Source organism: Methyloglobulus morosus KoM1 (assembly GCF_000496735.2).
Lineage (GTDB): Bacteria > Pseudomonadota > Gammaproteobacteria > Methylococcales > Methylomonadaceae > Methyloglobulus > Methyloglobulus morosus.
This window is the reverse complement of record NZ_AYLO01000055.1, coordinates 1-25225: the sequence shown is the minus strand read 5'-3', so window position 1 is coordinate 25225 and position 25225 is coordinate 1. Positions and strand designations below refer to the sequence as shown.

Sequence of the window (25225 nt, the reverse complement as noted above, 5' to 3'; positions counted from 1 at the left end):
TATTATTACACCATTATTTAATCGTCGCTTAATTTTCTAAGGAAACCCTGAATCCTCCGTCAGCATTTAGCATTTGAATMCCTGCAGCCGCTATTCCTCGTATCTTGCATCATTATTTTAGTTAAACACGGTTGGCTTGGCTTAACCCTGGTTTCTAGAGCAGTTACCCTGCAGCCCTGTCGGTTGGCGGCCTCCCCCATCTTTCGGGGAACGCGGATCGACTAATTTTAACATACGATCCCACGCTGCCACCTATTCCATTTCGTTCAGGAATTTCTCGCGTTTGGTGCGTTTCTTTATGTTGTCATGCGCTAACGAAACCAAGCTTATCTGTTTCATAATTAATCACTCACCTTACGCACTTAAGCATCTGAAGCTCATCGAAAGCCAGTCGGACGGCTTTCAGGTACAACTTGGCCCTGAGCGCGAAATGGTTGAGTTTGTGCTTGATTGAAAGGCATTCCAGGCGGAAGGCGGCATAGATCGACAGGAAGACATGGTTTCCTTGCGCCCTGACCCGTCGGGTCGGCGACTTTGCCAAAGCCGCATTGGATTTGAGCGTCTTATGGAAGACTTCCACTTTCCACCGTTTTTGGTAGATTGTCTCAATCGCCGCTTGGTCGCAGTCGAGGTCGCTGCAGGCCAAATACAAGACCCCAGTGCTGCCGTCCTTGTTCGTAAAGACTTGGCGGCTTAGCTGCACGGGGAAGTCCAGCCCCTTGAGCCAAGCCTTGATGGGTGCTTGTCCTGTCCAGGAAAGCTGGTCGATCCGCACAAAGCGGCCTTGCTTTTTGTCTGCCAAGGTCAACGCCAGCGTCCGGTTGCATTTCAGGGCGACGACGAAGTGCTTGCCGAGTTCTTGGCGCACAAAAGTCAAGTTCTCCTGTGCGGAAAACCAACTGTCCGCCAGCACATAGCGGTATTTCAACTGGTTCTGGCGGCAGGCCTTGAGCATCTGCCGCAGCATGTCGTTCTTGGTCCCGTCGCTTTTGCGTTTAACCTTCCGGGTCGCCAAATCGCTATAAAGATGGGGTTTACGCACCAGTTCAAACGTGACCGGCAACGACACGCCGCCCGCATGGTAAAGGCAATTGAGGATATTGATGCCTTTCACCGACCGCCCCTGGCTGTGATCAAAATGCCAGCACACTAACTCGTTCTCGTCGGTATACGGCTTTTCCTGGATGGTGTCGTCAAAGACCAACACTCCATCCTCCCGCTCAACTTCCCGCACCGCCTTTTTGACGTGCTGCCATAAGGTTTTTGAATCATAGTCGTCCCGGTTTAAAAAACGTGTCACTTGGTCGTGGCTTAACTCTCCGTCCAGCAGGTTGGATAACCCCGTCGCCGTCGTTTGACCAAAGGAACTTAACAAGTAATCGCTATATATTTCTAATAGTTCTGCATTCATCCTTATAGTTTACTTCAACTATAAGTGCGTAACATGAGTTAATCATTCATATCACCAAATTTTAAAGCCAGTACAGTTTAATCAGCGATTTCATAAGCTGAGTTGACAGTCAAAATCGAGCCGATGGCGGCTGCGGGAACATGAAGACACATCGGGAAGTTGTGAACTGGGATCGTCGATTTAAGTGATGGGCGAATACCGACAGATAGCACGAAACATATTTTGAGAAACCTAAAGCATGATAAGTACCGCCCAGACTGGTTTAGTGAATACCCAGGACGGCATTAACTCGAAAGAATTACGGCAGGTCTTTTGGTTTGCGGCCACGAACGATGTCCGCTTGGTGTTGACAACTTGACTCAGTCACTGAAGCGAAAAACGCTATACCATCAGAAATCACGAACTATCCGGAAACCTGATTGGTTTTAGCCCAATCGGGAATAGATCTATTGGCAAATGCCGATACGGCGGTTAACTTATCCGCAAAGGATGCCCTTCATCATCAAACGACAATGCCGCTATAAAGGCCCTCTGTTTTCAGAACCACCTCAGATTTACCGCCGCTTATTTCACCACCCAATATGCGTCATCGACTTTGGCATGGCCTGACAGCGCATAATGTGCTTCGCACGCTACTTTGCCCTGCATTAGCTTGTGCCGAACCAGTTATGTTGTGGAATAACTGACCGCACAGGAACTGTTTGAATGCCTGAGCAGACAATTCGGTTTGGACTGGCTGATTTGAAAGAGTGTACCGACGACGATCGACATTTGATGGTAACACCCTTGGCATTGAAACTTTGGATGCAATCCCACTTTTAAAAAACCGTAATCCGTGCGGCTAAACAAGGACAGAAAAACCTTAAGCCCATCGTGCTTGTTTTAACACGGTCTCATATCGTGCTTCGATACCAAACTGTTTAAGAAAACTAGGCATCGACAAGAACACCGGTTGAAACTGAATACGATTTATTGACATGACAAGCCCCTCAACTGATTGAATTTAGTATTAAATTTACGGCTTTCACGAGCATATAGGTGAGGTATCAAGCTGATCAAGATACATTAATGTGGCCAAAATTTAACTTAAATTTAAGTAAGCATTAAGGATTTATCGTTAGCATCGACCTAAGGTTAGCTCCTTAATTGGCATTGAATGTTTTTCGTTCGGCCTGTAAATTCAACATAACCTTATGAAATATAATAACAATAAAGATAAAAACTTAAATTAAGTAGGTTTATTCCAAAATATTTCTTAAATAAGGATTTCACTTATAATTTTTTTAAAAAAATTCTTTCATTTAATAAAGCGTGAATTGCCTCACAGAAAATACTCTATTTATCAACTTTACTTAAACCAGCTAAGAACGGTGCATGCGTTCAATGCCAAAGACGATGGATATTTTTGACAGAACTGTCAGATGTAAAAAAAGTGGGGGTAGATTTGTGTACATTGAAATATTTCAGGTTTTTTTTAGCTTGGCATTTCAAGAATCATCTTGCGATCCCCCTAGTTAATTGAAGATATAGCAAACCAAATTTCTCAATAAAGACCACGCGCATTATTTAACCACCCTACTTCAGGATTAAAGCCCTAGTATCGAGGTGGACGGGGAGGCTTTTGCCTAAATTTTTACCATTGTAACACGGTACATTTTATAACGGGAACGCACATGAATACTGTTTTTTTAGATAAACCTAATCCCCATTTTAGGGGGCTGAATCAATCAATACTGCTAGGACTTTTCCTTTTTTTAGTCAGTAGCTATGTTTTTGCTGGAGCTTTAAATCTCGCTTGGGACCCCAGCACTTCAACGGGTGTTGCGGGGTATAAGCTGTACTACGGCCAAGCCAGCAAAAATTACACATCCAGTGTTGATGTAGGCAATACGACAAGTTACCAGATGACAGGGTTAACAGCGGGTAGCACATATTTTTTTGCATTGAAAGCTTATAATGCGGCTAAAAGCATCGAAAGCAGCTTTTCAAATGAGGCCAGCGCGACCATTTCGGCTACTACGACACTGACTGCGGACTTTACAGCAAGCCAAAGCAGCACTAGCTCAACAATAGAGAGTTTTACTTCCACCGTAACAGGAATACCGTCCGGAACAGTCCCCAGCTACGCCTGGAACTTTGGAGATAACACAACAAGTACAGCTTCAAATCCGACTAAAACTTATGCAGCCGCTGGAACTTATACTGTAAATTTAAATGTTACAGCAGGCACAACCAGTGCTGCCAAATCTAAGGCGATTACGGTGACATTGGCTGCAGCACCACCGGTCGCGAATTTTTCGGCTAGCCCCACTTCTACAACAGTTGGTGTCTCCGTAAGTTTTGCTGACACTTCAACTGGTAGCATCACAAGCAGATCGTGGAATTTTGGTGACGGGACAACAAGTTCGCTCCAAAATCCGACACACGCCTATAGTGCAGTTGGGACGTATACAGTCAGCTTAACGGCTACAGGCTCAGGCGGTAGCAATACCAAAACAAGCGCTATAACTGTATCCGCAACCCCGTCTGTGACGAATACCAATACTGGCTTGGTGGCAGCCTATGGCTTTGAGGAAGCTAGTGGAACTACTGTCGTAGATGCCTCGGGCAACGGTAACAATGGCGTGATGACGAATGCAGTCAGGGTTGCCCCCGGCAAATTTGGAAATGCATTACAGTTTAATGGAACGAATGCCTTAGTAAAGATCAATGACAGTGCTTCACTGAAGCTTACAACCGGTATGACCCTCGAAGCATGGGTAATGCCTTCCGCTATAAACAACTTATGGAAGGATGTGATTGAAAAGGGGGATGACAACTACTTCCTGATGGCAACATCAAACCGGAGTAGTGTACCTGTGGGTGGAGGTACGTTTGGAGAAATTAACGGCACATCAGCTCTGCCAGTAAACACCTGGACCCACTTGGCGGTGACTTATGACGGAGTAACTCAACGGCTATTCGTAAATGGCGCGCAGGTATCTAGCATTGCACGGACTGGCAATATTGCGACCTCTACAGGCCCATTGCAGATCGGCGGAGATAGTATCTATGGGCAGTATTTCAATGGCTATATCGATGAGGTAAGGGTCTATAATCGTGCCTTGGCACAGACTGAGATTGCGGCCGACAAAGATAGAGCAATCGGTGCAGTTACTTCAAAGGTTCTCATGGGCGATACGAAAGTAGAATCCTTTGCTAATTACAAAACTCAAGGTGTGGCATTGGCTCACCAAGTGGTGCCAACAATTTCAGGGAGTCCAACCCAAGTGTCGGTTTATTTGGATTCCAGCTTAACCACCGCTACGAGCATCAAAGTGGGGGTTTATACAGATAGGGTCGATTCGTCCAATATTCATCATGCTGGGACCCTTCTTGCTCAAGGGACATTAGGAACGCTTAAGGCTGGATGGAATTCAGTCCCAATCTCCCCATTGTCCACCCCTTTTACCGTTACCGCCGGCAAACCCTATTGGCTTGCGATCCTGACAACTGCAGGGCAATTCGGATACCGTTATAACTCGGTCTCAGGCACTGGTTTGCTCGAAAAGAGTTCATCTAACAGGCTGACCAATTTGCCCACTACCTGGACAGGTTCTACATCTGGCTATATAACCAATGCAACAATGTCAATCTATGGGATGGGTAATTGAATTGACATTTTGATGGAATAATCCGCTAATCTTGGCAACTGGCTACATAAATTTGTACCAGTTGCCAATTTATAGATGTTGGCTGACAGACTAAGCGCATCATGTGAGAAAATTAAATTTCATGGCTATTAACAAACCGCAGGTTAAAAGGTAGTTGTTTTGGTTAACCCATTGAAATTACAGAACCCGATAGCGACCAACCTGTGTAAAGTATATAGCCACGTTAAATTTTGCCCATTGAAATAATATAAGGAATGCTTGGTTATTTATACTGAGAACAATTGCCCAAAATTTAAGAAAAGTGGTGACCGTGCAAATGGCCTTTTCATTTAGGGACTCGCCATCATTAACGAAAATATTTCTACTTTAAACAGGTTGTAATAATTGCATGCTATTGTCCGACATAAAATTTTTGCTTTTTAGCAGGAACTGGGTTCTGGATTTTATATACTTGAATTGATCACTATTTTTGAGTTATTACCGCAAGCATATGCATTTTTTCTTATACGAATTATAGAATTTAGACGCTAAATGTATGAGCACCGTCGTTTTAAAAACAAATAAAAATCATGGACTCAAAATCCTTGCTACGTTTGTTTTTCTGTTTCTCCTATTCAGCGACGTTGTATTTGCTGGAAGTTTAAACCTCGCCTGGGATGCCAGTACGTCATCTGGTGTTGGTGGCTATAAGCTTTACTATGGCCAAGCCAGCAAAAGCTACACATCAAGCGTTGATGTAGGCAATACGACAACCTACCAGTTGACGGGTTTAACAACTGGCAGTACCTATTTTTTTGCATTAAAAGCATATAACATAGCGCGAAGCATCGAAAGCAGCTACTCAAATGAAGCCAGCGCGACAATCTCCGCCACTACCGCTTTGACAGCGGACTTCACGCCGAGCACGACTTCTGGCACCGCTCCTTTGACCATAAGGTTTACGCCCAACACTACAGGGTCAATAACGACTTGGAGATGGGATTTCCCAGGTTCATTTACCCCGGTCGTCATAAACACAACCCCAACCGTCCCTACAGTCACTTATTCGAATCCCGGAACATATAATGTGGCTCTGACAGCAACAGGAGCTAAAGGAAGCGTCAACGTTGTTAAGCAGATAACCGTAATCGCAACTCCAGCGGTAGCTACCCAACAACCAGTGGCAACACCACCCCCTGCGGCCATTCGCTCAGCTGTTACCAGCTCTCCAACTGCTGGCAATTTTGGCTTAATGGCCGCCTATGGCTTTGAAGAAGCGCAAGGGACAAGAGTATTAGATGCTTCAGGCAATGGTAACCACGGAAAAATTAAAGAAGCCGTCAGGACCAAGGGGCGATTTGGAAAAGCATTGAAATTTGATGGCGTAAATGATTGGGTTACTGTCAAAAATAGCGAATCATTGGGGATTACAAGCGCATTCACGCTTGAGGCATGGATTAAACCTATATCTATCCGTAGAGGCAGTATTATCGTGAAGCAAGAACCTAACGGAACGGTTTATGACCTCTATTCCTATGAAGACCGCGATTTACCCATTTCATCGTTCAATGATGGCCAAGGCTATAATACGGTTTCAGGCCTTCAACAGTTGCCAGTAAGACAATGGGTACACTTGGCATCAACCTTTGATGGGGTCACCCAAAAGTTGTATATAAACGGCGTTGAAGTGGGTTCAATCCAAGTACAGTCTGGCTTGGTCAAACAGTCCTACGACGTATTGCGGATCGGGGGCAATAGCGTTTGGGGCGATTATTTCCGCGGTTATATTGACGAAGTAAGGATTTATAATCGCTCCCTGTCCAATGACGAAATCCTAAAAGACTTACAAACAAAAGTCAGTCCACATTAATTAGACAAGGTTCTTAAACTGTCTAATGCTCGGCAGTTACCATGACCCCATTTAAACCGGATGTCATTGGGTTTGGGCATAAATCGACCAACACAAGGTTGGCAGCTTAAATCGATAGATTGTCAATAAAACGTTCAGCAATCGCTAATGAAGCTGCGGAACCTCAGCCAAGTGGATTCTAGATGGGTATGCCAAGATCATGGCTATTGACCTCGACAGTTCCCAATTGATTTCGACTTAGCCTTGCCTAAAGGCATGTTGACATCGGTAAGGCTTTCTTGCGCTCATCTCGTAGAACTCAGACTAAATGGTCTCAACAAATATTGAGTAAAGTCAATGCCCCCATTAACGATTATCAAGCTTATCCGGCAAGGGCGCAACCTGTCCGTTTTCCCTAAACAGCTTATAATGGGCAAGCACTTCGGCGTGGTCGAAAGCTAAGGGTTCAGGCAATTCATCCAGCTTGAATAGCTGGCAATTTTTAGCGTCATCGGCGGCTATCGGGGTACCTGTCGCTTCAGCAACATAACAGGCAGTGACCGTATGTCCACGGTGGTCGCGATTGGGATCAGAATAGATACCAAGCAAGGCGATCAACTGCACATCCAGTCCGACTTCCTCCTGGGCTTCCCTTATGGCAGCGTATTCAACCCGCTCACCGACATCGACAAAGCCGCCGGGAATCGCCCAGCCATAGGGCGGATTAGCCCGTTCAATCAGTACTATTGGACGACCGGGATAATCAATGAGCTCGATAATGGTGTCAGCGGCGAGCGCTGGGGTAACAGGTCTGGGCATAGCAGTCTCCGAACGATAGACGGGATTATAACACTATCATACAGGGAAAAAGCGTTCAGTGTAACGCAAGCTAATCCTGGGAATGCCTGTGTTTATGGGTTAACCACCCCATCGTAAGCGCTATGAACAGCCCGAAAATGATAACGATGGTTTTTACCGGCAATTCGGCCTGGATCATGAGCGCGTAGGCCCCTAACATCAACAAGATACTACCGTTCTCGTTGAAGTTTTGTAGGGCGATCGAATGCCCGGACCCCATCAGTTTATGCCCCCTGTGCTGGAGCAAGGCATTCATTGGAATTAAAAAACTACCGGCTAAAGTGCCGACAATTATCAGCATCAGGATTGCCAATCGCCAATCCGAAATCCATGCCATGATGACAATAACGCCACCCATCGCAATACCCAGCGGCAATACATTGACTGCATGCTCCAGTGGCACTAGCTTGGCCGCAATGACAGAGCCGATAGCCAGCCCAACAGCAACGACCGCCGTCAATTGAGTGGCTTGTGGCAAATCCAAATCCAGCAACGAAGTGGCCCAAATGAGGATGATGAACCGCAATGTCGTACCCGCGCCCCAAAATAATGAGGTTACTGCGAGCGATACCTGTCCCAACGGGTCACGCCATAACAAAAAAAAGTTCCGCCAAAAATCATTCCATAAGAACCTTATGTCGATAGTGCGAAGTTCATGCTCTATGGGGAGTTTGGGGATGTATAAGTTAAACAAGGCGGCAAGAAGATAAAAACCTAATACCACGAGTATCGCAAATTCAGGCGCGGTGTCGATGCCTAACCAAGCATTCCTGGCAACCACGGATTCAAAGCTGTGACCAATCAATATTCCGCCAATGATAGCGCCCAATATGATCGCCGCAACGGTCAATCCTTCCATCCAACCGTTTGCCCACACTAACCGGTTGGCGGGCAGGTATTCGGTCAAAATGCCATATTTAGCGGGTGAATATAACGCCGATCCGGTACCCACAAAACCATAAGCGAACAAAGGATGGACACCCATAGACAAGGCAAAACACCCGACTATCTTAACGGCATTACTGATAAACATGATTTTGCCCTTGGGGAGCGAGTCGGCATAGGGACCAACAAAAGGCGCCAGCAGGATAAAAGACAACACAAAAAACTGTTGCAATACGGGGATTTCCCATGTCGGTGCCGCACGGTCCTTGAGCAGTTCGATTGCAGCAAACAGCAGGGAATTATCCCCCAATGCCGAAAAAAATTGAGCCGCCAGGATAATGTAAAAACCACGGTTCAAATCACTTTCAGGCCGTGTTATGACTGGATTGAATGAGGAAGGAGTCATGAGGATTATATTATTTTTAAGGATTATGCAGATTAACCTTCAACGGCTCATAGTCCAAAGCGGTCTCCGTTTTATGCCAGTTAACCAGTTCCAATGAGCCATTATGGTGTTCAACGATTGCCGTGCAACTTTCCACGAAATCGCCTGTGTTGATGTACTGAAAGCCGCCGATGTCCTTCATTTCTGCGTGATGGATGTGCCCACAGATGACCCCGTCTACACCTTCATCTCTTAGCGTGTTGACGATACTTTCTTCATAATCGGAAATAAACTGCACGGCATTTTTAACTTTGAATTTGACAAATGCCGCTAATGAAAATTGCGATTGTATGCCCAACAAGCGGCGGATCATCCGCAGATAACGGTTGAACTCAAGCAACAAATCGTAACCTTCACTGCCCAATTTAGCAATCCAACGATGATACTTGGCTATCGTGTCATATTCATCACCGTGGACGATCAAGAATCGCTTGCCGGAGGCAGTCGTATGAATATCGGAGTTTTTGACGGTAATATCGCCAAAGACATAACTGTCATAGTCCCTTACGTTTTCGTCATGATTGCCGGGTATGTAAATAATCTGGGTGTCATGCCTCGCTTTACGAAGTAATTTCTGAATGACCGTATTATGGTCTCGCGGCCAATACATTTTTTTGGAGAGTGCCCAGAAATCGATAATATCGCCGACCAAGTAAAGCTTGTCGCTGTCGTTAAATTTAAGAAAATCGAGCAAAACATCGGCCTGACATTGGGTTGAGCCCAGGTGCAGGTCGGAAATCCAAATGGTCCGATAAGAATTGATATTCATGTACTCCCACTTTTGAATGACTGATTAGCGCCATGATCCTTGTATACGACGGATTGTAGACATCGTGCATGAAAGTTATATGACAATCCAGAAAAACTCTCAATAACTCACTTTCTTGTAACAAGAATTTCACAATTTCGACATAAAACTGACATTTTAATTTATTAGACTGATCGCTTATCAAAATTTGGTATCAAAATGTCCATGAAAATACTAAACACCGAGCAATCAGCCAAAACAGAAAAAAAATTAACGTGCCTTATCGCCGATACTGAGGCTTTGATAAGGGAGGCACAAACCTTGCGTTATCGCGTGTTTGCCCAAGAAATGGGGGCCACGCTTAAATCTGGGTCGGAAGGGTTGGATTGTGACGAGGTAGATTCGTACTGTGACCATTTGATTGTCTATGACAATGACAGCGCTAAAATCGTGGGTTATACACGGTTGCTCAACCAAGACCAAGCTAAACGGTTGGGACGGTTTTATTCCCAAAGCGAATTCAATCTGGACCGAATATTGGCATTGCCAGGACGGTTTCTCGAAGTGGGCAGGACTTGTGTCGACCCCGACTGTCGCGGCGGCGCGGTGTTGACTACACTTTGGTCAGCATTGGTGCAATATGCCTTGGAAGGCCAGTTCAATTATCTGCTCGGTTGCGCCAGTATTACCCCAGGCGTTAGCGGCTATGCCGTCGATGCGGTTTACCGAAATATCGACGCCAAAAATATTGCAGCACCCGAATTACAAGTAAAGCCCTTGATCCCAGTGCCCCAGGCGTTACGGTGCCAGCGTGACGAGTCGGGCATTCCCCCGTTACTCAAGGCCTACCTCCGGTTTGGTGCGCTCGTTTGTGGCGAACCTTATTGGGATGAAGACTTCAACTGCATGGATTTGTTCATCCTGCTGCCCCTAGACCAAATACAAGAACGCTACAGCAAACACTATATGAGAGGGCGTCAGGGTAATGAAGTTGAAACCTCGGTTGTACTATAAAGCTTTCCTTATAAGCCTGCTTTTTGTCAGCGGTTTGGCGATAGCCGCCCTAATTTTTCCGGCACTCGCTGTTTTATGCAAACCCGCTAATGCCAAACGTAACCGCGATGCCCTGAAACTGGCTTGGTTACATTGGTTTGGCGCCATAGTTGGTTTGTCCATCAGTTTTGAGGGGGAAGCCCCCAATAAGCCTTGCCTTATTGTCAGCAACCATATTTCCTGGTTGGACATTATCGTCCTAGGGGGAGTTTCCCCTGCCCATTTTGTGGCCAAAAGCGACATATTGTCCTGGCCCATCATTGGTTATCTAGCGAAACAAGGTGGTACCGTCTTTGTCCGTCGCGGCGAAAAGCAACAAGCCAAAGCGATTGCCGAGGAAATGCTATGGCTGTTGAAGCAAAACAGCACGGTTATCGCTTTTCCCGAAGGCACGACGACTAAAGGCGATGTGGTTTTACCTTTTCATGCCTCCTTATTTCAGCCTGCCTTGTTGGTCAAGGCCAATGTCCAGCCGATTGCCCTTGAGTATTTGGGTGAATCTAAAGAGCAAGCGCCATTTGTTGGCGACGACGCATTTGTCCCACACCTACTTAGGATACTGTCGCTAGATAAAGTTGAAGTGCGTGTCGTATTTCACCCCATGATTAACACGGCAGGAAAAACCCGCCAATCGGTTAGCGGCGAAGCAAGGGCGCTGATTATGGATAGCATGACAGATGAAAAAGCCACTGCCAGCATATCAACAGTACGGCGGCAACTGTAATAAGTAAAAACGAGTAACTGTTTTAAAAAACATTTCGTAACTATCCAGCGTATTGCAAAGGCTAAGTTTATCGCAAGCTTAGGGCGTTCCATCCCCTCTCCTGATGGAGAGGGCCAGGGTGAGGAGAATTTAAATAAGGAGAGATGCCTTGTTTTATTCCCCTCACCCAACCCTCTCCCTTTGGAGAGGGCTTAACGCGTCTCTTGCTGAATAGTTACGGTTTTTAATACTTCTCGTGGACGGTGCGTAACATCACTTACTAAGCTGGAAACACAAGCACTGGTAGGTAACGCAAGATTATTGCGCTTCGATCCGATAGGCTTCGATAATAACCTTACCGGTACTGAGTAGCTTGGATGCCATGTACAGGGTGTTTTCATACAGCAAGGGAGCAGCAAGCTGCCGTCCGGTACCCAATAAAGGTTGTTCAAACGCCACAGTCCCGTCTTTCACTCGGATGCCATATAAGACGCCTGGGTTGCCGATGTCAACTGTCCAGACAATCGTCTCATCAGCCACCATGGAAATGACCGGTAGTGAAGGGTGACTACGGAATTTCTCCAATGCCTTAGCGCTCTTGGGATTTGGAAATTGCCAAAATTTCTGCAATTTAGGCTTGCCCGCTTCCCTTATAATCTTTAGCGCAACCATTCCCGCTGGATGGGTATTGTCCGGCATAAACGTGGGTATAACGACCACGGGATCATCGTCGATATAAGCGACGACAGGCTGGGTAACGATCATGCCCATCCAACTGCCTTTACACATATCAGTCGGCGCTCCGCAAATTTCGACAATTTGGAGCCGATCATACTGAGTGCCTAAATGATTGGCATCGATCAAATAGACAGCACCTTCCTTACCCGGCTGGATCACCAATGAAGATCCGTCCTTTAGGGTGGCGATGACCGGGGAGTTCGCACCTAAATCATAATCCATCCAGGCAAGGCATTCTCCAAAAGTCTTGTCCTCGCATTCGCGGTTGGACGGCTTTAAGTTAAGGTCGTTTTCGGGCGGGCGTGGAACGAACAGGTTTTTGCAGGAAGCTAAACAAGCCCTGTCGGGTTGTTTGGGATCAAAATTCTTGCATAATGCCTTATCGCAACCATCGTCAAATTTCAAGTCCGGCTGCACACGCATGATGGTATTGGCATAGTCATGCCGAGGAATATCGATTTGCCCGTTTCCGGTAGGTATCAGCAATTCAAAGCCCTGTTCAACCGGATTAAGCAATGCCCCGCCGGGCGTCCATATTCCGCCTCCGCAAATCAATTCTTGGGTGCCATATTCCATAGCGACAGGGCATTTGGCTTCGGGGGTAGTCAAAAGAATACTGCTGACGGCTTGTTTTGTGCCGAGTTTTTGCCAAGCATCCATATCAATTTCAAACATCCAACCATGAAAAGGCTGGGTGTCGCCGGCGTTGCCAAAAGACGCATAGAGCCTGCCCCATTTTGACCCCGGCTTCGCCGCATGTTTGAGGGCAGAATGGGAATAAGCGGTGGGCGGGTTAAATTTGACGGTTGATACGCCATCAACTGCAGGTTTTTCCGCAGACAACACCAAAACAGGAAAAGTTTCGTCCAACTTTTTGTTGGTTAAGTCGACCACCGCCAATCGATGGCTGGTGCGCACCCCTTTTTCGCTACACTGAAAAAGGAAAAAAAGCCTGTCGCCAAAAATAAAGGGAGTGGCTATTAGCTGGGCTACCTGTCCGTCCGGGACGGGCGCTTTAACCTCCCATGCCAGTTTCCCTGTTTCGCTATCCAAAGCCGCAATCACACCGTTAGAACTTGGTGCAATCACTAATGGATGCCCCTGTGACAAGTCAATCAGCGGTGACGCGATTATGTTCTCATCAAAGGTAACGCCAGAACTGGCAGTGGTGGGAAAAAGCTTTGTTAGCCTGAAGTGCTCCGTTTTTACGGGCTGGACTTGGCAAGCGACAATGAAAAAACTTGCACATACAAGGATTCCCACCTTAACGAAACCGAGAGGGAAATGGCTTTCTGAAGTTTTCATGAGGGTTACGTCCAAGTACTCAATTCCAAGTGGGCTGGGTATTATAACTGGACTGATGCAGATTTATAACCTTCGACGGGAAACGTGCCGTTTTCATGTAATCCCGAAACTAAGGGCAAAAAAAAGGCCGCCATCAACGCTATAAACTGGCGGCCTTGAGTAATGCCTTGAGGGACTGGTAAGATTTTCTAGGTTTCACAGTACGTCACAATGGCTGGCGTAGATTGGCAACCCCATTGCAAGATCCCTGTCTCACGCTCGGCACTTTAGTGCTTGCTTATTAAAACCTAGTGACAGTTTCGTGAAGATTTTGTGACGGTCAATCGAAAGTAGCTAAACGCTTCAAAAAGCATCATTTCTTTGTCATCAAGCGATGGGGAGCATGAGGCTTGGAAATGGCAAAAATATACCAAACTATCCATAGCCTAACTGAAGCGACACATTTCGAAGTTACATTCGACTGGACGCTATCCAGTCCTTTAACCGTGTAGCTACCCAGTCGCCATCATCAACCGTCATATCATGGCCCGCCCAAGGATGGGTGCGAAGCTCAAGATGCCATTTATTTTGTATGGCCTCTGAACAGCTTGGAGACACTAAACGGTCGCCCTTTGCATTCAACAGCAAGACAGGCTGCGTCGGTTTTTCGGGGCTAGGTTGATAAGTTGCAGCCGCTAACATCTGGCGGTACATATTTTTAGGGCTGACTGGGCGTAATTTTTGTATTTGCTCCCAATCTTTAGCTATTTGCCCATCTCGCTCCCGGTTATTGTTAACCAATTGGATAATTGCCAGTTCCCTTTTATAAGTGCCTTGCTGCATCAGCAGCCCAAAAAACTTACCGTAAATTTGCCAACGCAAGCGTTCATAAAACGGATTCAAGCCCGCAAAGCTGGTGCTGATTAAGCTTGCGCCACAGATATCATCGGGATAGTTATGCAGCCACTCCCAGGCCACCATGCCGCCCAAAGAAAGGGCCAGAAGTGTAACGGGTTGTTGGAGCAAGCCCAGTTCAAGGGCATGGTTTCGGACATTGTCCGCGATTGCCGTGATAGTTTTGGGGCTTTCGTCTTGATAAAAACGGCCTGCACCCGGTAAATCCAATGTCGTCATTTTTGCATCAGGAAAAGTCGCCTGCAGCAGTGGCACAAAATCACCCCAATGCGCCGATTCCCGCGCTAATCCCCGAAGCAATATCCAGTTTTCCCCGAGTCCCTTATTCATACCATAACCCCAATGCCTTTTTTTCAAAATAAGATTTCTGGTTGTTGTCCAGCTTAGTCCACTTGTCTGGAGATAACAGGGATCGGTGCAGGAAATCAAACAACATAAAATGCCGGCGGAACACCCGTTGCAACCGATGCGGCAATAGCGGATGGAACAAGCCATGCCGTGAAAACAAGTGTCGTGGGTTTTTACGTAGCCAAAGCCAAGAACCCATTTCCAGGGTAAGCGGCAGGAATAAGCGTTCTTCGTCCGCATACCGCTGGACAAAATCTTCCAGCAGGTAATCCCACAAATCACCATTGATGATGTACTCTTGGCACATGGGCTCTATTTTATAGACATGATAACGATAACAGCGGTCCAATAATTCTTTTAAGGCTAAAGTTTCGGCAATAAATGGATAAGGCGTTTTGCGCGAAGCGTATGAGAACCACAGGCGATCCTTTATGCCAAAGCCCGAATGCAAATCCAGGACAATCGACAAAGGCGAATTGAACACCTGCTGCCTGACCACCTTGCATAAGGCAAGGGATTCTTTTTCCATATTCAACGCATCACCGCGATACCACGGCAGGAGGGGCGAGATACGGTGACCACCGTAAAGCTTAGTCGCACCGATGCCTTCCACCGGGGAGTTACGCATCAGGTCGACACTGTTACCATTGGAACGCCTGCCTAGATAAACGCCTACCGGATTGACGATGGGCACAAAAACCAGCCTGGATTTTTCTAATCTGGCCAAAAACTCTGTGTCCCAGTCCAACAATTCGCAAAGGGTTTGCATATAGGACAAAATCACTTCCGAACCGATTTTCTCCAATCCATGTACGCCGCCAATAAAAGCCAGCACGGGGACATTCGGTTCAGTGGAGCCCAACGTAATGCAATGGATCGGGAATTCGTGGCCCTTATATTGGATTCGTTCTACAACCTGAGATTGCGCCCGATCCCCAAACCGCTCTATGAGGCGTTCAAGTTGCAGGAGCTCTGGAAATTTAAAGTCAGTCATAGCTCCACTTTTACTGGTATGGCCTAGATAACACAACTATTACTTCGTTTCCGTGAACGTGTTGTGGCTATAATTCTCTTTATACGGTCTTGTTTTTTCAAATAAAGCGATTCAAGAATATCTTAAAGCCATTATATTGCAGGATGTTGAAAAACCCTGTCGGTTTAGATAAGACAATGACCCTTTATCACCTACGCTACCCTAAAAAATGTGACAACTCCTCTTTAAAAACCTAAAAAGTGGGCTTTTACCGTACTAACAGGTAATACTTCATAGAAATCGCGACTGGTTCACAGTATAAATTAACCAACTCTTCTACATTGTGCGTGAACCTCCTAGAAAATGGAATTGTGAAGTGCAAGGATGCACATTTTTTTAGTTAGGGAGGTGGAAAATTTTTTGTTGATTCATATTGAGGATTGCCAAAATGAACAACCCTTTGATTAGCTTGTATAACATAACCGGCTTTAGCCGCGTTGTAGATTCCTTTAAAGTAGCCACTGGAGATAGTGCCGAACTGCCGTTAGCCGATGTCTTGGTTATTAGCAGGGTGCTTTTCGCTGTGGTCATGATCGGTTTTGTCGGCTATTTTTTCGACCGCATGAAACACTCTCTCTTCGTCACTAGCGAAACGAAGACAAAAGACTATCCCAGACGATAAGGCAGGTATTTTTTGCAAAAGGAATATTTTAAATGATGCCTTCTATTGCTTAGGAGGCTAATTTTTATTCACAAGCTGGCATATTCCAAAATTTCTTGACCCATCAGTACGCATTCATTCGGTAGTCGAGCTTAGATAAATCGCATCCGATACTGCCCTTTGTAGATATATCCCCAAACCTCCAACACATCGAACCATTGTTTTAGCAATCAGGAACAGCTTGCCACGCATTAGGGGGCGGGAAGCGGGACTTGTTGAATAGTAAGGTTGATTGTCATTTGTTCTTTTCCTATTAAAGTTTTTTCAACTGCCTGCGAAATAATACATTTGAAAAGCAGGTGACCTTTCATATATTCGGGCTGGCTAGAAATGCGGTTTATGTCGAACCCGGCCAAATAATCACGGCTGTACGTAACCGGTTTTTGCCAAAGCAAGACATCCGGTCAAAATCCTCTCTCGCAATGGGAATAAACTGGCAATCGAGTTCGCTTTGGCGGCGTTCGTCGGGGTCGGAATCGTGCATGTAGAGGCAATCGTCGTCAAAACCGCTCATCACGACCCAGTGCGGGGCTTTTTTCCGATCCATGAGGAAGGTGCTGATCAAAATTAGGGGTATGGCACCGGCCTTGAATGCACTGATAAGTTCATCTTGGGTGATGTTGGCAGTGTGAATCTGGATAGCTTGCTCGGTTGCCTGACGCTTGAAGCCGTTATCCACCAACTCAACAATCTGCTTTTTGTCTTCATTGCGTACGCCGTCTATGAATAAGGTGCCGATTTGGCTGATCCAGACTTCCACGCCGAAGTTGCGCCGTTTTGCCGCCAACGCCAAGCCTAACGGATGGCAACCCCCGTGTCCCGAAGTCATGAAGATGGTCGTGGCTTCCCGCCAGATATTGATTTCTTCTTCCTGTGAAGGCTGGTAAGCGCGGTTAAGCCCGTGCATTGCCATCATCAGTGCGGCGGGGCCACAGGTAAAGTGGGTGGTTTGCTTTAACCAATGAACAGAACGATGTTGCAAGGTGTCACTGTAGTGGCGGATGCGTTTCTGGTAACGGAGTGCATCCTTATGGTCTTGGTAATAATCACGGTAGATACCGAATTTTTGGTAGCCAAGCGATTCATATAGCTTGATTGCTGGCGTGTTATCGACGCTGACTTCAAGCCGCAGATACAACCTGCCGTCATCATGCGCGGCTTGCTCGCCTGCCATGATAAGCTGCTTGGCTATGCCAGTACCTCGGTGTTGCTGGGCAACGGCCAGTGAATAGATGCGCGCCAACCGCGTCCCCGGATGGTAAATAATAAGAATGTACGCGACGACTGCATTAGCAGAGTCTGCAACCAGCAATGAACGGTTTTCGGTGCTGATCCAATGCCGGAAACTGCGGCGACTTAATTTGTCAGTGTCAAAGCTGGCATTTTCCAACGTGACCAAATCTTCCAAGTCGCTTAGTTGGGCGGGGCGAATGGGGATGTTCCCTTCTGTAGGCATTAACCGGACAACCCCTGTAAGGCTTGGGCAATGACCTGACGGGCACGGAACAAAACCATCGCTTTCCAGGCATCATCATCTGGACAAAAATGTTGCCGCATGTGTTTACTGTGTTCCAAGCGTTCTGCGGCATTATCCGATTGTGCCCATAATTGATGGTCTCGTAATAACACTTCAAACAGTTGGTCGGTGGGGTAAGTGCCAAATTCCAACGTGACATGGCAACTGCGCCCGTTCATGATGTCATGCCAGGCATAATCCATTAAGCCCATTTTAGGGACGGAACTTGATGTGCCCAATGCAGGCAGTGTCACGGAATCGCCATACCAATGTTGAGCAACCCTTGCGCCGCGACTTGTTGGGTGATGGTCGCATATAATTTCCCCATAGCCATAAGGCCCAAGACCGCTATGCAGGTCGATAACAGCCAAATCACGTTCATGCAGGCTGTATTGCCGCATCAGATCTTCGGTCACCAGCCTACCATGTGCCGGTTTCTTACCCCCAAAGAAAGGCCCTGCTGGGTCGCTATACTGACCACCGCTGATCGCCATTTCCAGCGCATTTCGCCCTTGTTGGTTTTCATACTCGGCAAAAGCCGCTTTTCTCTGTGTTTGGTTGGCTGAGAATAGGGCATTCCTCAACGATTGGTAGCCTGGGTTTTCGGGTAAGGGTTTAGCAAAATCCACCGCATTACGGTTTAGGTCTACACCGTCCTCATCGCACCGGCGTAGCCAGGCGTAGCCCCAGGGAGTCAAGGCATGGACGACCAATACGGCGGTATCGGTTGGGATAGAAAGCTGTCCGCTGGCAATCAAGCTGAGGTGGTCAAGCTCAATCGCGCTGCCGACGAAGCCCTCAACGCCGTGGGTTCCGGCCAGCAAAGCCAACACCTTGCCGGCATTTTCATCGCCCAACCACAAAGTGTCGGTATAAAGCGGCGCTCCGTCGGGTGTTTTGCCTGGACACGGATAAGTCTTATGCAGGATTTGCGCGAAAGTGGACAATCCTACCAGCGTCAGCAAGCGTTCCCTTGCGGCAACGTAATAGTCTGAAAAAATTTCGATACTTATCGGCGTAAAAGTTAAATAGGATGACATCAGGTATTAAATTGCTTACTGTTAGTCCGCAGTATAAATAAACTGTTGCAGAAACTCTTTGTAAAAAAACAAGTCTAGTTACAAAATAATCGAAAAGGGAACCTTTAACTCGCCATTCACAATCCATTCAGGACAATGTGGCTATCTTACCTTAACCAAGCCAAGCACAAAAAACAAATCACGATGCGAACAATGTCCGGCCCATTCGACGAACGGCAGAGCTACAATAATCGGAACATTCGCTAACTACGCACTTTCTCACACTAAGGAGCAAAACTTAACCCATGGCGCGAACCCTTTTGGTTGTCGATTCATTATCCGACTGGAATCCTTATTACCCCAGCGATCAAGTCATCACGTTTGAGGACTACCTTGCCACGGAAAAGGAAGACTCCGAACACCGGGTGCGTATTATCAACCTTTGCAGCAGTTATTCCTATTTGTCCGACGGTTACTATTGTTCCTTGTTGGCGGAAGCCCGTGGGCATCACGTCATCCCTTCTGTTAAGGCTTTAAATGACATAGAAAAGAAAGCACTTTACCAGCTCCAACTGGAAGATTTGTCGCAAACCTTGGAACGGGTCTTTAAAGGTCGAGACAAACGGGATGAAATCAAGGTGCTGAGTTTTTTCGGCATGACGGAAGACCCTGCGTTCCAGGATCTGGCGAGATTGTTGTTTGAACGGTTTTCCTGCCCTATTATGGAAGTCACCTTGGGTTATGCGCAACAGTGGGAAATTACCGACTTAAAAGCCATATCGCACCGTGCCCTTGATGATGCGAATGAAACCTTGTTTGCCACGGCACTGGATAAATTCAGCAAAAAGGTCTGGCGTAAAGGTCGCGCACGTAAGGCCGCCCGCTATGATCTTGCCATCCTAGTCAACCCATCGGAAACATTGCCGCCCAGCAATCGCGGAGCGTTAAAAAAGTTTATCGGCATAGGCAGGGAATTGGGTATCGAAATTGAGCTGATTACCCAGCAACATTACGGACGCTTGCCGGAATTTGATGCTTTATTTATCCGTGAAACAACCGCTATTGACAATTATACGTACCGCTTTGCCAAAAAGGCCGAAGCGGAAGGGCTGGTGGTCATAGATGACCCGACTTCCATCCTGCGCTGTACCAATAAGGTTTATTTGGCCGATTTATTCCGTACCCATAAAGTGCCATCACCCAAAACCTGGATATTGCACAAAGGCAATAGCAGACATCTCGATCAACTAGAAAGCAAGGCGGGATTTCCGGTGGTTATCAAGATTCCAGACGGCTCCTTTTCCAAAGGCATTGTCAAAGTCAATAACCGGCAAGAGCTCGATGAGAAAGTCGCCGAATTGTTCCAGAAATCTGCCTTGTTATTGGCGCAAGAGTTCCTATATACCGATTTCGACTGGCGGATAGGCGTGTTCAATAACAAGGCCTTATATGCTTGCCGCTATTACATGGTCAAAAACCATTGGCAAATTTATAGACATGGCGAAAAGCGCACCGACAGCGGCCATTTTGAAACCATGCCGACGTTTGAAGCACCCAAATCTGTGCTGGATGCCGCCTTAAAAGCCACTCAAGCCATAGGAAATGGCCTTTACGGCGTGGATGTCAAGGAAAAAGATGGCAAGGGCTATGTGATAGAGGTCAATGACAACCCGAATATCGACCGCGGCATTGAGGATAAATATTTGGGCGATGAGTTGTATCGTCAGATTATGGCGGAATTTTTGCGGCGGATGGAGAATAGCAGCAAGGGGGTATGAGGATTCGTTGTTTCGGAAATAATACCCAGGCGATGCGCTGGAGGACGAAGCGCATCGCCTGGGGCCGCATTATTGCATGACAAACTTAAGCCCAATCAAAAACAAGACCGAAGCCAACACGGGCCGCAGGTAATGTTCTGGAATTTTTGCACTTAAGTGGCTGCCGATCCAGATTCCGGGCAACGAACCAATCAGCAAACTGCCCAACAACATCAGGTCAACATTACCCAGGCTTAAATGTCCCAAGCCTGCTACGGCGGTGAGCGGAATAGCGTGGGCGAGGTCGGTACCGACAATCTTCAAGGTACTCTCGCGCGGGAAAAGGAACAGCAAGGCGACCGTTCCCAGTGCACCGGCACCCACGGACGATAAAGTGACCAATACGCCCAAGACGGCGCCGGTAAGTATCGTTGCAGGTATCTGCCAGCGCGGCGAGAAGCGTCCGGCATTCATCATATTGCTGTAATCATCATCGAGTTGCCCCAACGCTTTGGATTTACGTAAGATGACGGCACGAACCAGCAAGGCACAGGCCGTCAAGATGAGCGCAATTCCAAGGGAATAAGTAATCAGCCCCGTCGTTTCTTTGCCAATCTCCATATAATGCTTAATGGCAAACAAGGTTAAAACGGCAAATGGCAAGCTACCTAAAGCCAACCAAGCGACAATCGGCCAGTCTACTGAGCGATGCTTGCCATGGTGTACAAATACCCCGCCCGTTTTGGTGATGGCAGCATATAAAAGGTCGGTCCCTACTGCAACAGAGGCTTTAAAACCGAACAGAAAAACCAGCAAAGGGGTCATCAGCGAGCCGCCGCCTACACCCGTAATGCCGACCAATAGGCCCACGGCAAAACCGGAAACCGAGTACATTATGTTCATTATTTATCTTGCGTTTGGATAGGATTGTTGAAATTGGTGCACTATACCAGCAATCTATTGCATCTTTTAATAATATGTTATGCTAATTTTATGCTATTTAGTCATAAAGAATTCTGGGCTACTGCAATGGAACACGGATGTAAACGGATTTTATTTTCTTGTTAACTGCTGTTTTGTTATGCCATCCAAAAGAAATTTTAGTCCTCACCATTATTTATCCCTACAAATCAGGGGTTATCTGCCTAAATCCGCATTCCAATCCTACCGGCTTTTCATTAGATAACCCATGAACCTGATCCAATTACGTTACATCCGTGAGATAGTCCGACAAAACCTGAGTATTTCAAATACTTCCGAAGCCTTACATACCTCGCAATCCGGGGTAAGCAGGCAAGTTCAATTGTTTGAGGAAGAACTTAATCTACTGGTTTTTCAGCGCAACGGCAAGCGGCTAATCGGCATTACCGAACCGGGGAAGATTATCGTCAACCTGGCTGAACGGGTATTGCGTGAACTGGAAAACATCAAAAAAGTTAGTAAGGAATTTACCCAGAAGGATAAGGGGACGCTAACGATAGCGGCAACCCACACTCAGGCACGTTATTTCTTGCCCGTGGCCGTCAAGCAATTTATGCACGATTACCCAGGCGTCACCTTAACCATCCACCAGGGCAATCCCACCCAGGTGGCGGAACAGGTGGCTGACGGCGAGGCTGATTTGGGCATCGCCACAGAAGCCATCAACACCTACGAAAAGTTGTCGTGCCTGCCATGCTACCAATGGAACCGCTGTATTGTCGCACCGGAAGGCCACCCATTGCTGGATGATTTGCCGCTCACCCTGGAAAAAATCGTCCAATACCCATTGATTACCTACGACTTCACCGTTACTGGCGGCTCGCTGGTCAAGCACATATTCAACCAAGCCGGACTCGAGCCTAATGTGGTGCTGACCGCCATTGATGCCGACGTCATCAAGACCTACGTGAACCTCGGATTGGGTATCGGACTATTGGCAACCATGGCATACGATCCAGAGCGCGACTCCAATTTACGGCTACTGGATGCCAGCCATCTCTTTCCCGCCAGCACCACCTACCTCGGATTGCGCCGTGATGCTTATTTAAGGGATTATGTGTACGATTTTATCCATATCCTGGTGCCATCACTCAACCGCAAAGTAGTCATGCAAGCACTAAAATGAGCAGGGCTACCTCCCTGAATATTTCGCTCGACCAAATGGAGAAAAGATTGAAAGAAATACCGTTTTGCTGCGATTTTTCTCGACAGGTGTTGCTGTTTTCTGATGCCTTTTCTTGCATTTCAGCTTATCATGCCGCCATTTAAGGCTAAATGATTAATCAATGTCATGAAAGACAATCCTCTTACATTTTTGTTGATGGGTTTAATATTAACCGGATGCGGCCAGCCTGGCCCTTTGTATTTGCCTACCGATAAGCCGCCGATCCAGGCCAAGCCTGGAGTGTCGGAAGCAGACGCAGAAAAAAAGACACCAGACAAAACCGAATCACCACCGCAACCGGAAATCCAGCAACCTAATATTATAGACCCACAATAATGGATTATTTTAATTACCAAGCAGATGAATTATACGTTGAAGACGTCTCCGTGCAGGACATCGTCTATCAACACGGCAGCCCTTGCTACATCTATTCGCGGGCGACATTGGAACGGCACTGGAAGGCTTTCGATGATGCTTTCGGCGAACAGCCGCACCTTATTTGTTACGCGGTAAAGGCCAATTCCAATATCGCCATCTTAAACTTGCTGGCGCGATTGGGTTCGGGTTTCGATATTGTCTCCTTGGGTGAATTGGAGCGGGTCGTTGCGGCGGGCGGCGATCCGAAGAAAATCGTTTTCTCCGGGGTCGGCAAGCGCGAAGACGAAATCCTAGCGGCTTTAAAAATGGGCATACGCTGTTTCAATATTGAAGTTAGCGGTGAACTCGACCGGATAGATATTCTTGCCGAGCAGTTGGGCGTGATTGCCCCCGTCTCATTTCGGGTAAACCCGGATGTGGATGCCCTTACCCATCCTTATATCGCCACCGGATTAAAAGAAAACAAGTTCGGAATTGATTTCGACCAGGCTTTGTCTGAATACCGCCGTGCGGCGGCGATGCCCAATGTCCAAGTTGTGGGCATAGATTGCCACATCGGCTCGCAATTGACCGAATCCAGGCCATTTTTGGACGCGCTCGATAGGGTGTTGGCACTGGTCAACGCCCTTGAGAATGAAGGGATTGCGCTCCATCATATTGATTTAGGCGGAGGCTTAGGCATTTGTTATAAAGATGAACACCCGCCAGAACCCGCCGAATACATAAAGGCAATTCTGGCGAGGTTAAGCCATCAAAAGTATGAAATCCTGCTTGAGCCTGGTCGCGCTATTGCCGGGAATGCGGGCATATTAGTAACCCAAGTCGAATACCTAAAAACCACCCCGTACAAAAACTTTGCCATCGTCGATGCGGCGATGAATGACTTGATCCGGCCATCCTTATATGGTGCATGGCAGGAAATTATTCCGGTGACCAAACGAGGCGGCGTAGACGAAAAGCACTGGGATATCGTCGGCCCCGTTTGCGAGACAGGCGATTTCTTGGGCAAAGACCGGCCATTAAAGATCGGGCAAGGCGATTTGCTGGCCATCCGCTCCTCTGGTGCGTACGGTTTCAGCATGAGTTCCAACTACAATTCCAGGCCGCGCTGTGCCGAAATTATGGTCGATGGGACAAAAGTTAGGGTAATCCGTGATAGGGAACGGATTTCGCACCTTTGGGCGGGTGAGCATTTGTTGGCGTTGTGAAAATTAATATCCGACTCTGTAGGGTGCGTTTTACTCACCAAAACTGGTGCATGAAATACACCCTCGACTGAACTACAAAGACATACACATGAATTCCAGCAAATAAAAGCATGATTAAGGATGTCGAAAAATTAGAAGCTGTGTTTTACACAAGCCCAATTCCACATAATTTGGGTATCCTTACTTTTATTGGTTTTGTTTTTGATCGCGTTCATTTTCCAAATGTTTATTTGCCAATAGATGGATTTGATCGAGATGAAGTAATTAATGAAATAAAGCGTATCGAGAATTTTGGACTGAGAGATTACGAAACTTGGCTACTCATAAATCTGATGAAGTATGCCCTTAACCCTGAACTTCGCGAATTTTGTCACTTTACGGGAGAACGTGGGCAAATATTTGGGGGCGAGGAAATTGATAAAGTAAAAGATTTAGTAGCGGCACTAGAACAACTGATACATGGCTCGCCCAAACCTGGATTTTCCCCCATGTATACTCCTGGTTACCATAAAGGACTTAATAATGACGCGTACATAGACTATCCAGGTAATTATTTTTACCAATGCAATGCACTCTTGTATGCAGCCAAACACGGGATTCCTCTAATAAATACAGACCCTACATTGCCAGTGCCTGGA

Annotated in this window: 22 protein-coding genes and 1 pseudogene; 12 read left to right on the top strand and 11 right to left on the bottom strand. The window is 46.8% G+C overall.

Features of this window, described 5'->3' with window-relative positions:
* Window positions 1-349 precede the first annotated feature (349 nt).
* Window positions 350-1411, bottom strand: a complete 1062-nt coding sequence (locus MGMO_RS07985; RefSeq protein ID WP_023494541.1) for an IS701 family transposase — start codon at window positions 1409-1411, stop codon at window positions 350-352.
* 1673 nt (window positions 1412-3084) lie between these two features.
* Here MGMO_RS07985 and MGMO_RS20965 point away from each other — a divergent pair.
* Both MGMO_RS20965 and MGMO_RS20545 read left to right on the top strand, forming a co-directional pair.
* A complete protein-coding gene (locus tag MGMO_RS20965) occupies window positions 3085-5064 on the top strand; it encodes a LamG-like jellyroll fold domain-containing protein (protein WP_023494538.1) in 1980 nt (659 codons plus the stop codon).
* Window positions 5065-5599: 535 nt separating this feature from the next.
* Window positions 5600-5872 (top strand): annotated as a pseudogene (locus MGMO_RS20545) (fibronectin type III domain-containing protein); the annotation flags it as partial.
* 29 nt (window positions 5873-5901) lie between these two features.
* Here MGMO_RS20545 and MGMO_RS20540 read toward each other — a convergent pair.
* The gene (locus MGMO_RS20540) at window positions 5902-6075 is read right to left on the bottom strand and encodes a hypothetical protein (protein ID WP_235557251.1); all 174 of its coding nucleotides are present in this window, start codon (window positions 6073-6075) and stop codon (window positions 5902-5904) included.
* On the opposite strand from MGMO_RS20540, the gene MGMO_RS20535 reads away from it, so the two are divergent.
* On the top strand, window positions 5996-6913 hold the full coding sequence (locus MGMO_RS20535) for a LamG-like jellyroll fold domain-containing protein (protein WP_407656506.1): 918 nt from the start codon (window positions 5996-5998) through the stop codon (window positions 6911-6913). The genes MGMO_RS20540 and MGMO_RS20535 overlap by 80 nt on opposite strands.
* 345 nt (window positions 6914-7258) lie before the next feature.
* On the opposite strand, the gene MGMO_RS07970 is transcribed toward MGMO_RS20535, so the two are convergent.
* From MGMO_RS07970 to MGMO_RS07960, 3 genes are all read right to left on the bottom strand, one after another.
* Window positions 7259-7711 carry an NUDIX domain-containing protein gene (locus tag MGMO_RS07970; RefSeq protein WP_023494536.1) on the bottom strand — a complete coding sequence of 151 codons (453 nt, stop codon included), beginning with the start codon at window positions 7709-7711 and terminating at the stop codon, window positions 7259-7261.
* A 70-nt stretch (window positions 7712-7781) separates the two neighbouring features.
* Complete coding sequence (lplT, locus tag MGMO_RS07965; RefSeq protein WP_023494535.1) at window positions 7782-9041, bottom strand: lysophospholipid transporter LplT; 1260 nt, start codon at window positions 9039-9041, stop codon at window positions 7782-7784.
* Between the two features lie 16 nt (window positions 9042-9057).
* Window positions 9058-9849 (bottom strand): UDP-2,3-diacylglucosamine diphosphatase, encoded by a 792-nt coding sequence (locus tag MGMO_RS07960; protein WP_023494534.1) that lies wholly within the window; start codon window positions 9847-9849, stop codon window positions 9058-9060.
* Between the two features lie 204 nt (window positions 9850-10053).
* On the opposite strand from MGMO_RS07960, the gene MGMO_RS07955 reads away from it, so the two are divergent.
* Both MGMO_RS07955 and MGMO_RS07950 read left to right on the top strand, forming a co-directional pair.
* Window positions 10054-10842 carry a GNAT family N-acetyltransferase gene (locus tag MGMO_RS07955; protein ID WP_036307290.1) on the top strand — a complete coding sequence of 263 codons (789 nt, stop codon included), beginning with the start codon at window positions 10054-10056 and terminating at the stop codon, window positions 10840-10842.
* Window positions 10814-11605: a lysophospholipid acyltransferase family protein gene (locus tag MGMO_RS07950; RefSeq protein ID WP_023494532.1), complete on the top strand. Its 792-nt coding sequence runs from the start codon at window positions 10814-10816 to the stop codon at window positions 11603-11605. Before MGMO_RS07955 ends, MGMO_RS07950 begins: the two co-directional genes overlap by 29 nt.
* A gap of 297 nt (window positions 11606-11902) precedes the next feature.
* Here MGMO_RS07950 and MGMO_RS07945 read toward each other — a convergent pair whose 3' ends face one another.
* The 3 genes from MGMO_RS07945 to MGMO_RS07935 form a co-directional block, all read right to left on the bottom strand.
* Entirely contained in the window at window positions 11903-13627 is a 1725-nt protein-coding gene (locus MGMO_RS07945; RefSeq protein WP_023494531.1) for a PQQ-binding-like beta-propeller repeat protein, read from the bottom strand.
* 450 nt (window positions 13628-14077) lie between these two features.
* Window positions 14078-14851 (bottom strand): alpha/beta fold hydrolase, encoded by a 774-nt coding sequence (locus MGMO_RS07940; protein WP_023494530.1) that lies wholly within the window; start codon window positions 14849-14851, stop codon window positions 14078-14080.
* The gene (locus MGMO_RS07935) at window positions 14844-15863 is read right to left on the bottom strand and encodes a M14 family zinc carboxypeptidase (protein ID WP_023494529.1); all 1020 of its coding nucleotides are present in this window, start codon (window positions 15861-15863) and stop codon (window positions 14844-14846) included. The genes MGMO_RS07940 and MGMO_RS07935 overlap by 8 nt, the downstream gene beginning before the upstream one ends.
* Before the next feature lie 427 nt (window positions 15864-16290).
* Here MGMO_RS07935 and MGMO_RS07930 point away from each other — a divergent pair, with 427 nt between their 5' ends.
* Entirely contained in the window at window positions 16291-16524 is a 234-nt protein-coding gene (locus MGMO_RS07930) for a hypothetical protein (RefSeq protein ID WP_023494528.1), read from the top strand.
* Between the two features lie 376 nt (window positions 16525-16900).
* Here the strand turns inward: MGMO_RS07930 and MGMO_RS07925 are convergent, their stop codons facing one another.
* On the bottom strand, window positions 16901-18019 hold the full coding sequence (locus MGMO_RS07925; protein ID WP_023494527.1) for a GNAT family N-acetyltransferase/peptidase C39 family protein: 1119 nt from the start codon (window positions 18017-18019) through the stop codon (window positions 16901-16903).
* Window positions 18019-19119, bottom strand: a complete 1101-nt coding sequence (locus tag MGMO_RS07920; RefSeq protein ID WP_023494526.1) for a DUF2817 domain-containing protein — start codon at window positions 19117-19119, stop codon at window positions 18019-18021. The genes MGMO_RS07925 and MGMO_RS07920 overlap by 1 nt, the downstream gene beginning before the upstream one ends.
* A gap of 284 nt (window positions 19120-19403) precedes the next feature.
* Between MGMO_RS07920 and MGMO_RS07915 the strand changes: the two genes are divergently transcribed.
* The gene (locus MGMO_RS07915; RefSeq protein WP_023494525.1) at window positions 19404-20876 is read left to right on the top strand and encodes a RimK family protein; all 1473 of its coding nucleotides are present in this window, start codon (window positions 19404-19406) and stop codon (window positions 20874-20876) included.
* Between the two features lie 69 nt (window positions 20877-20945).
* Here MGMO_RS07915 and MGMO_RS07910 read toward each other — a convergent pair whose 3' ends face one another.
* Window positions 20946-21758, bottom strand: a complete 813-nt coding sequence (locus tag MGMO_RS07910; RefSeq protein WP_023494524.1) for a sulfite exporter TauE/SafE family protein — start codon at window positions 21756-21758, stop codon at window positions 20946-20948.
* Between the two features lie 286 nt (window positions 21759-22044).
* Here MGMO_RS07910 and MGMO_RS07905 point away from each other — a divergent pair, with 286 nt between their 5' ends.
* From MGMO_RS07905 to MGMO_RS07890, 5 genes are all read left to right on the top strand, one after another.
* Window positions 22045-22962 carry a CysB family HTH-type transcriptional regulator gene (locus MGMO_RS07905; protein WP_023494523.1) on the top strand — a complete coding sequence of 306 codons (918 nt, stop codon included), beginning with the start codon at window positions 22045-22047 and terminating at the stop codon, window positions 22960-22962.
* Window positions 22959-23105: a hypothetical protein gene (locus MGMO_RS19940; RefSeq protein WP_161808475.1), complete on the top strand. Its 147-nt coding sequence runs from the start codon at window positions 22959-22961 to the stop codon at window positions 23103-23105. Before MGMO_RS07905 ends, MGMO_RS19940 begins: the two co-directional genes overlap by 4 nt.
* A 22-nt stretch (window positions 23106-23127) precedes the next feature.
* A complete protein-coding gene (gene lptM / locus MGMO_RS07900; protein WP_023494522.1) occupies window positions 23128-23337 on the top strand; it encodes an LPS translocon maturation chaperone LptM in 210 nt (69 codons plus the stop codon).
* Complete coding sequence (gene lysA, locus MGMO_RS07895) at window positions 23337-24587, top strand: diaminopimelate decarboxylase (RefSeq protein ID WP_023494521.1); 1251 nt, start codon at window positions 23337-23339, stop codon at window positions 24585-24587. The genes lptM and lysA overlap by 1 nt, the downstream gene beginning before the upstream one ends.
* 110 nt (window positions 24588-24697) lie before the next feature.
* A partial coding sequence (locus tag MGMO_RS07890; protein WP_036307286.1) for a hypothetical protein occupies window positions 24698-25225 on the top strand: 528 nt, incomplete at its 3' end.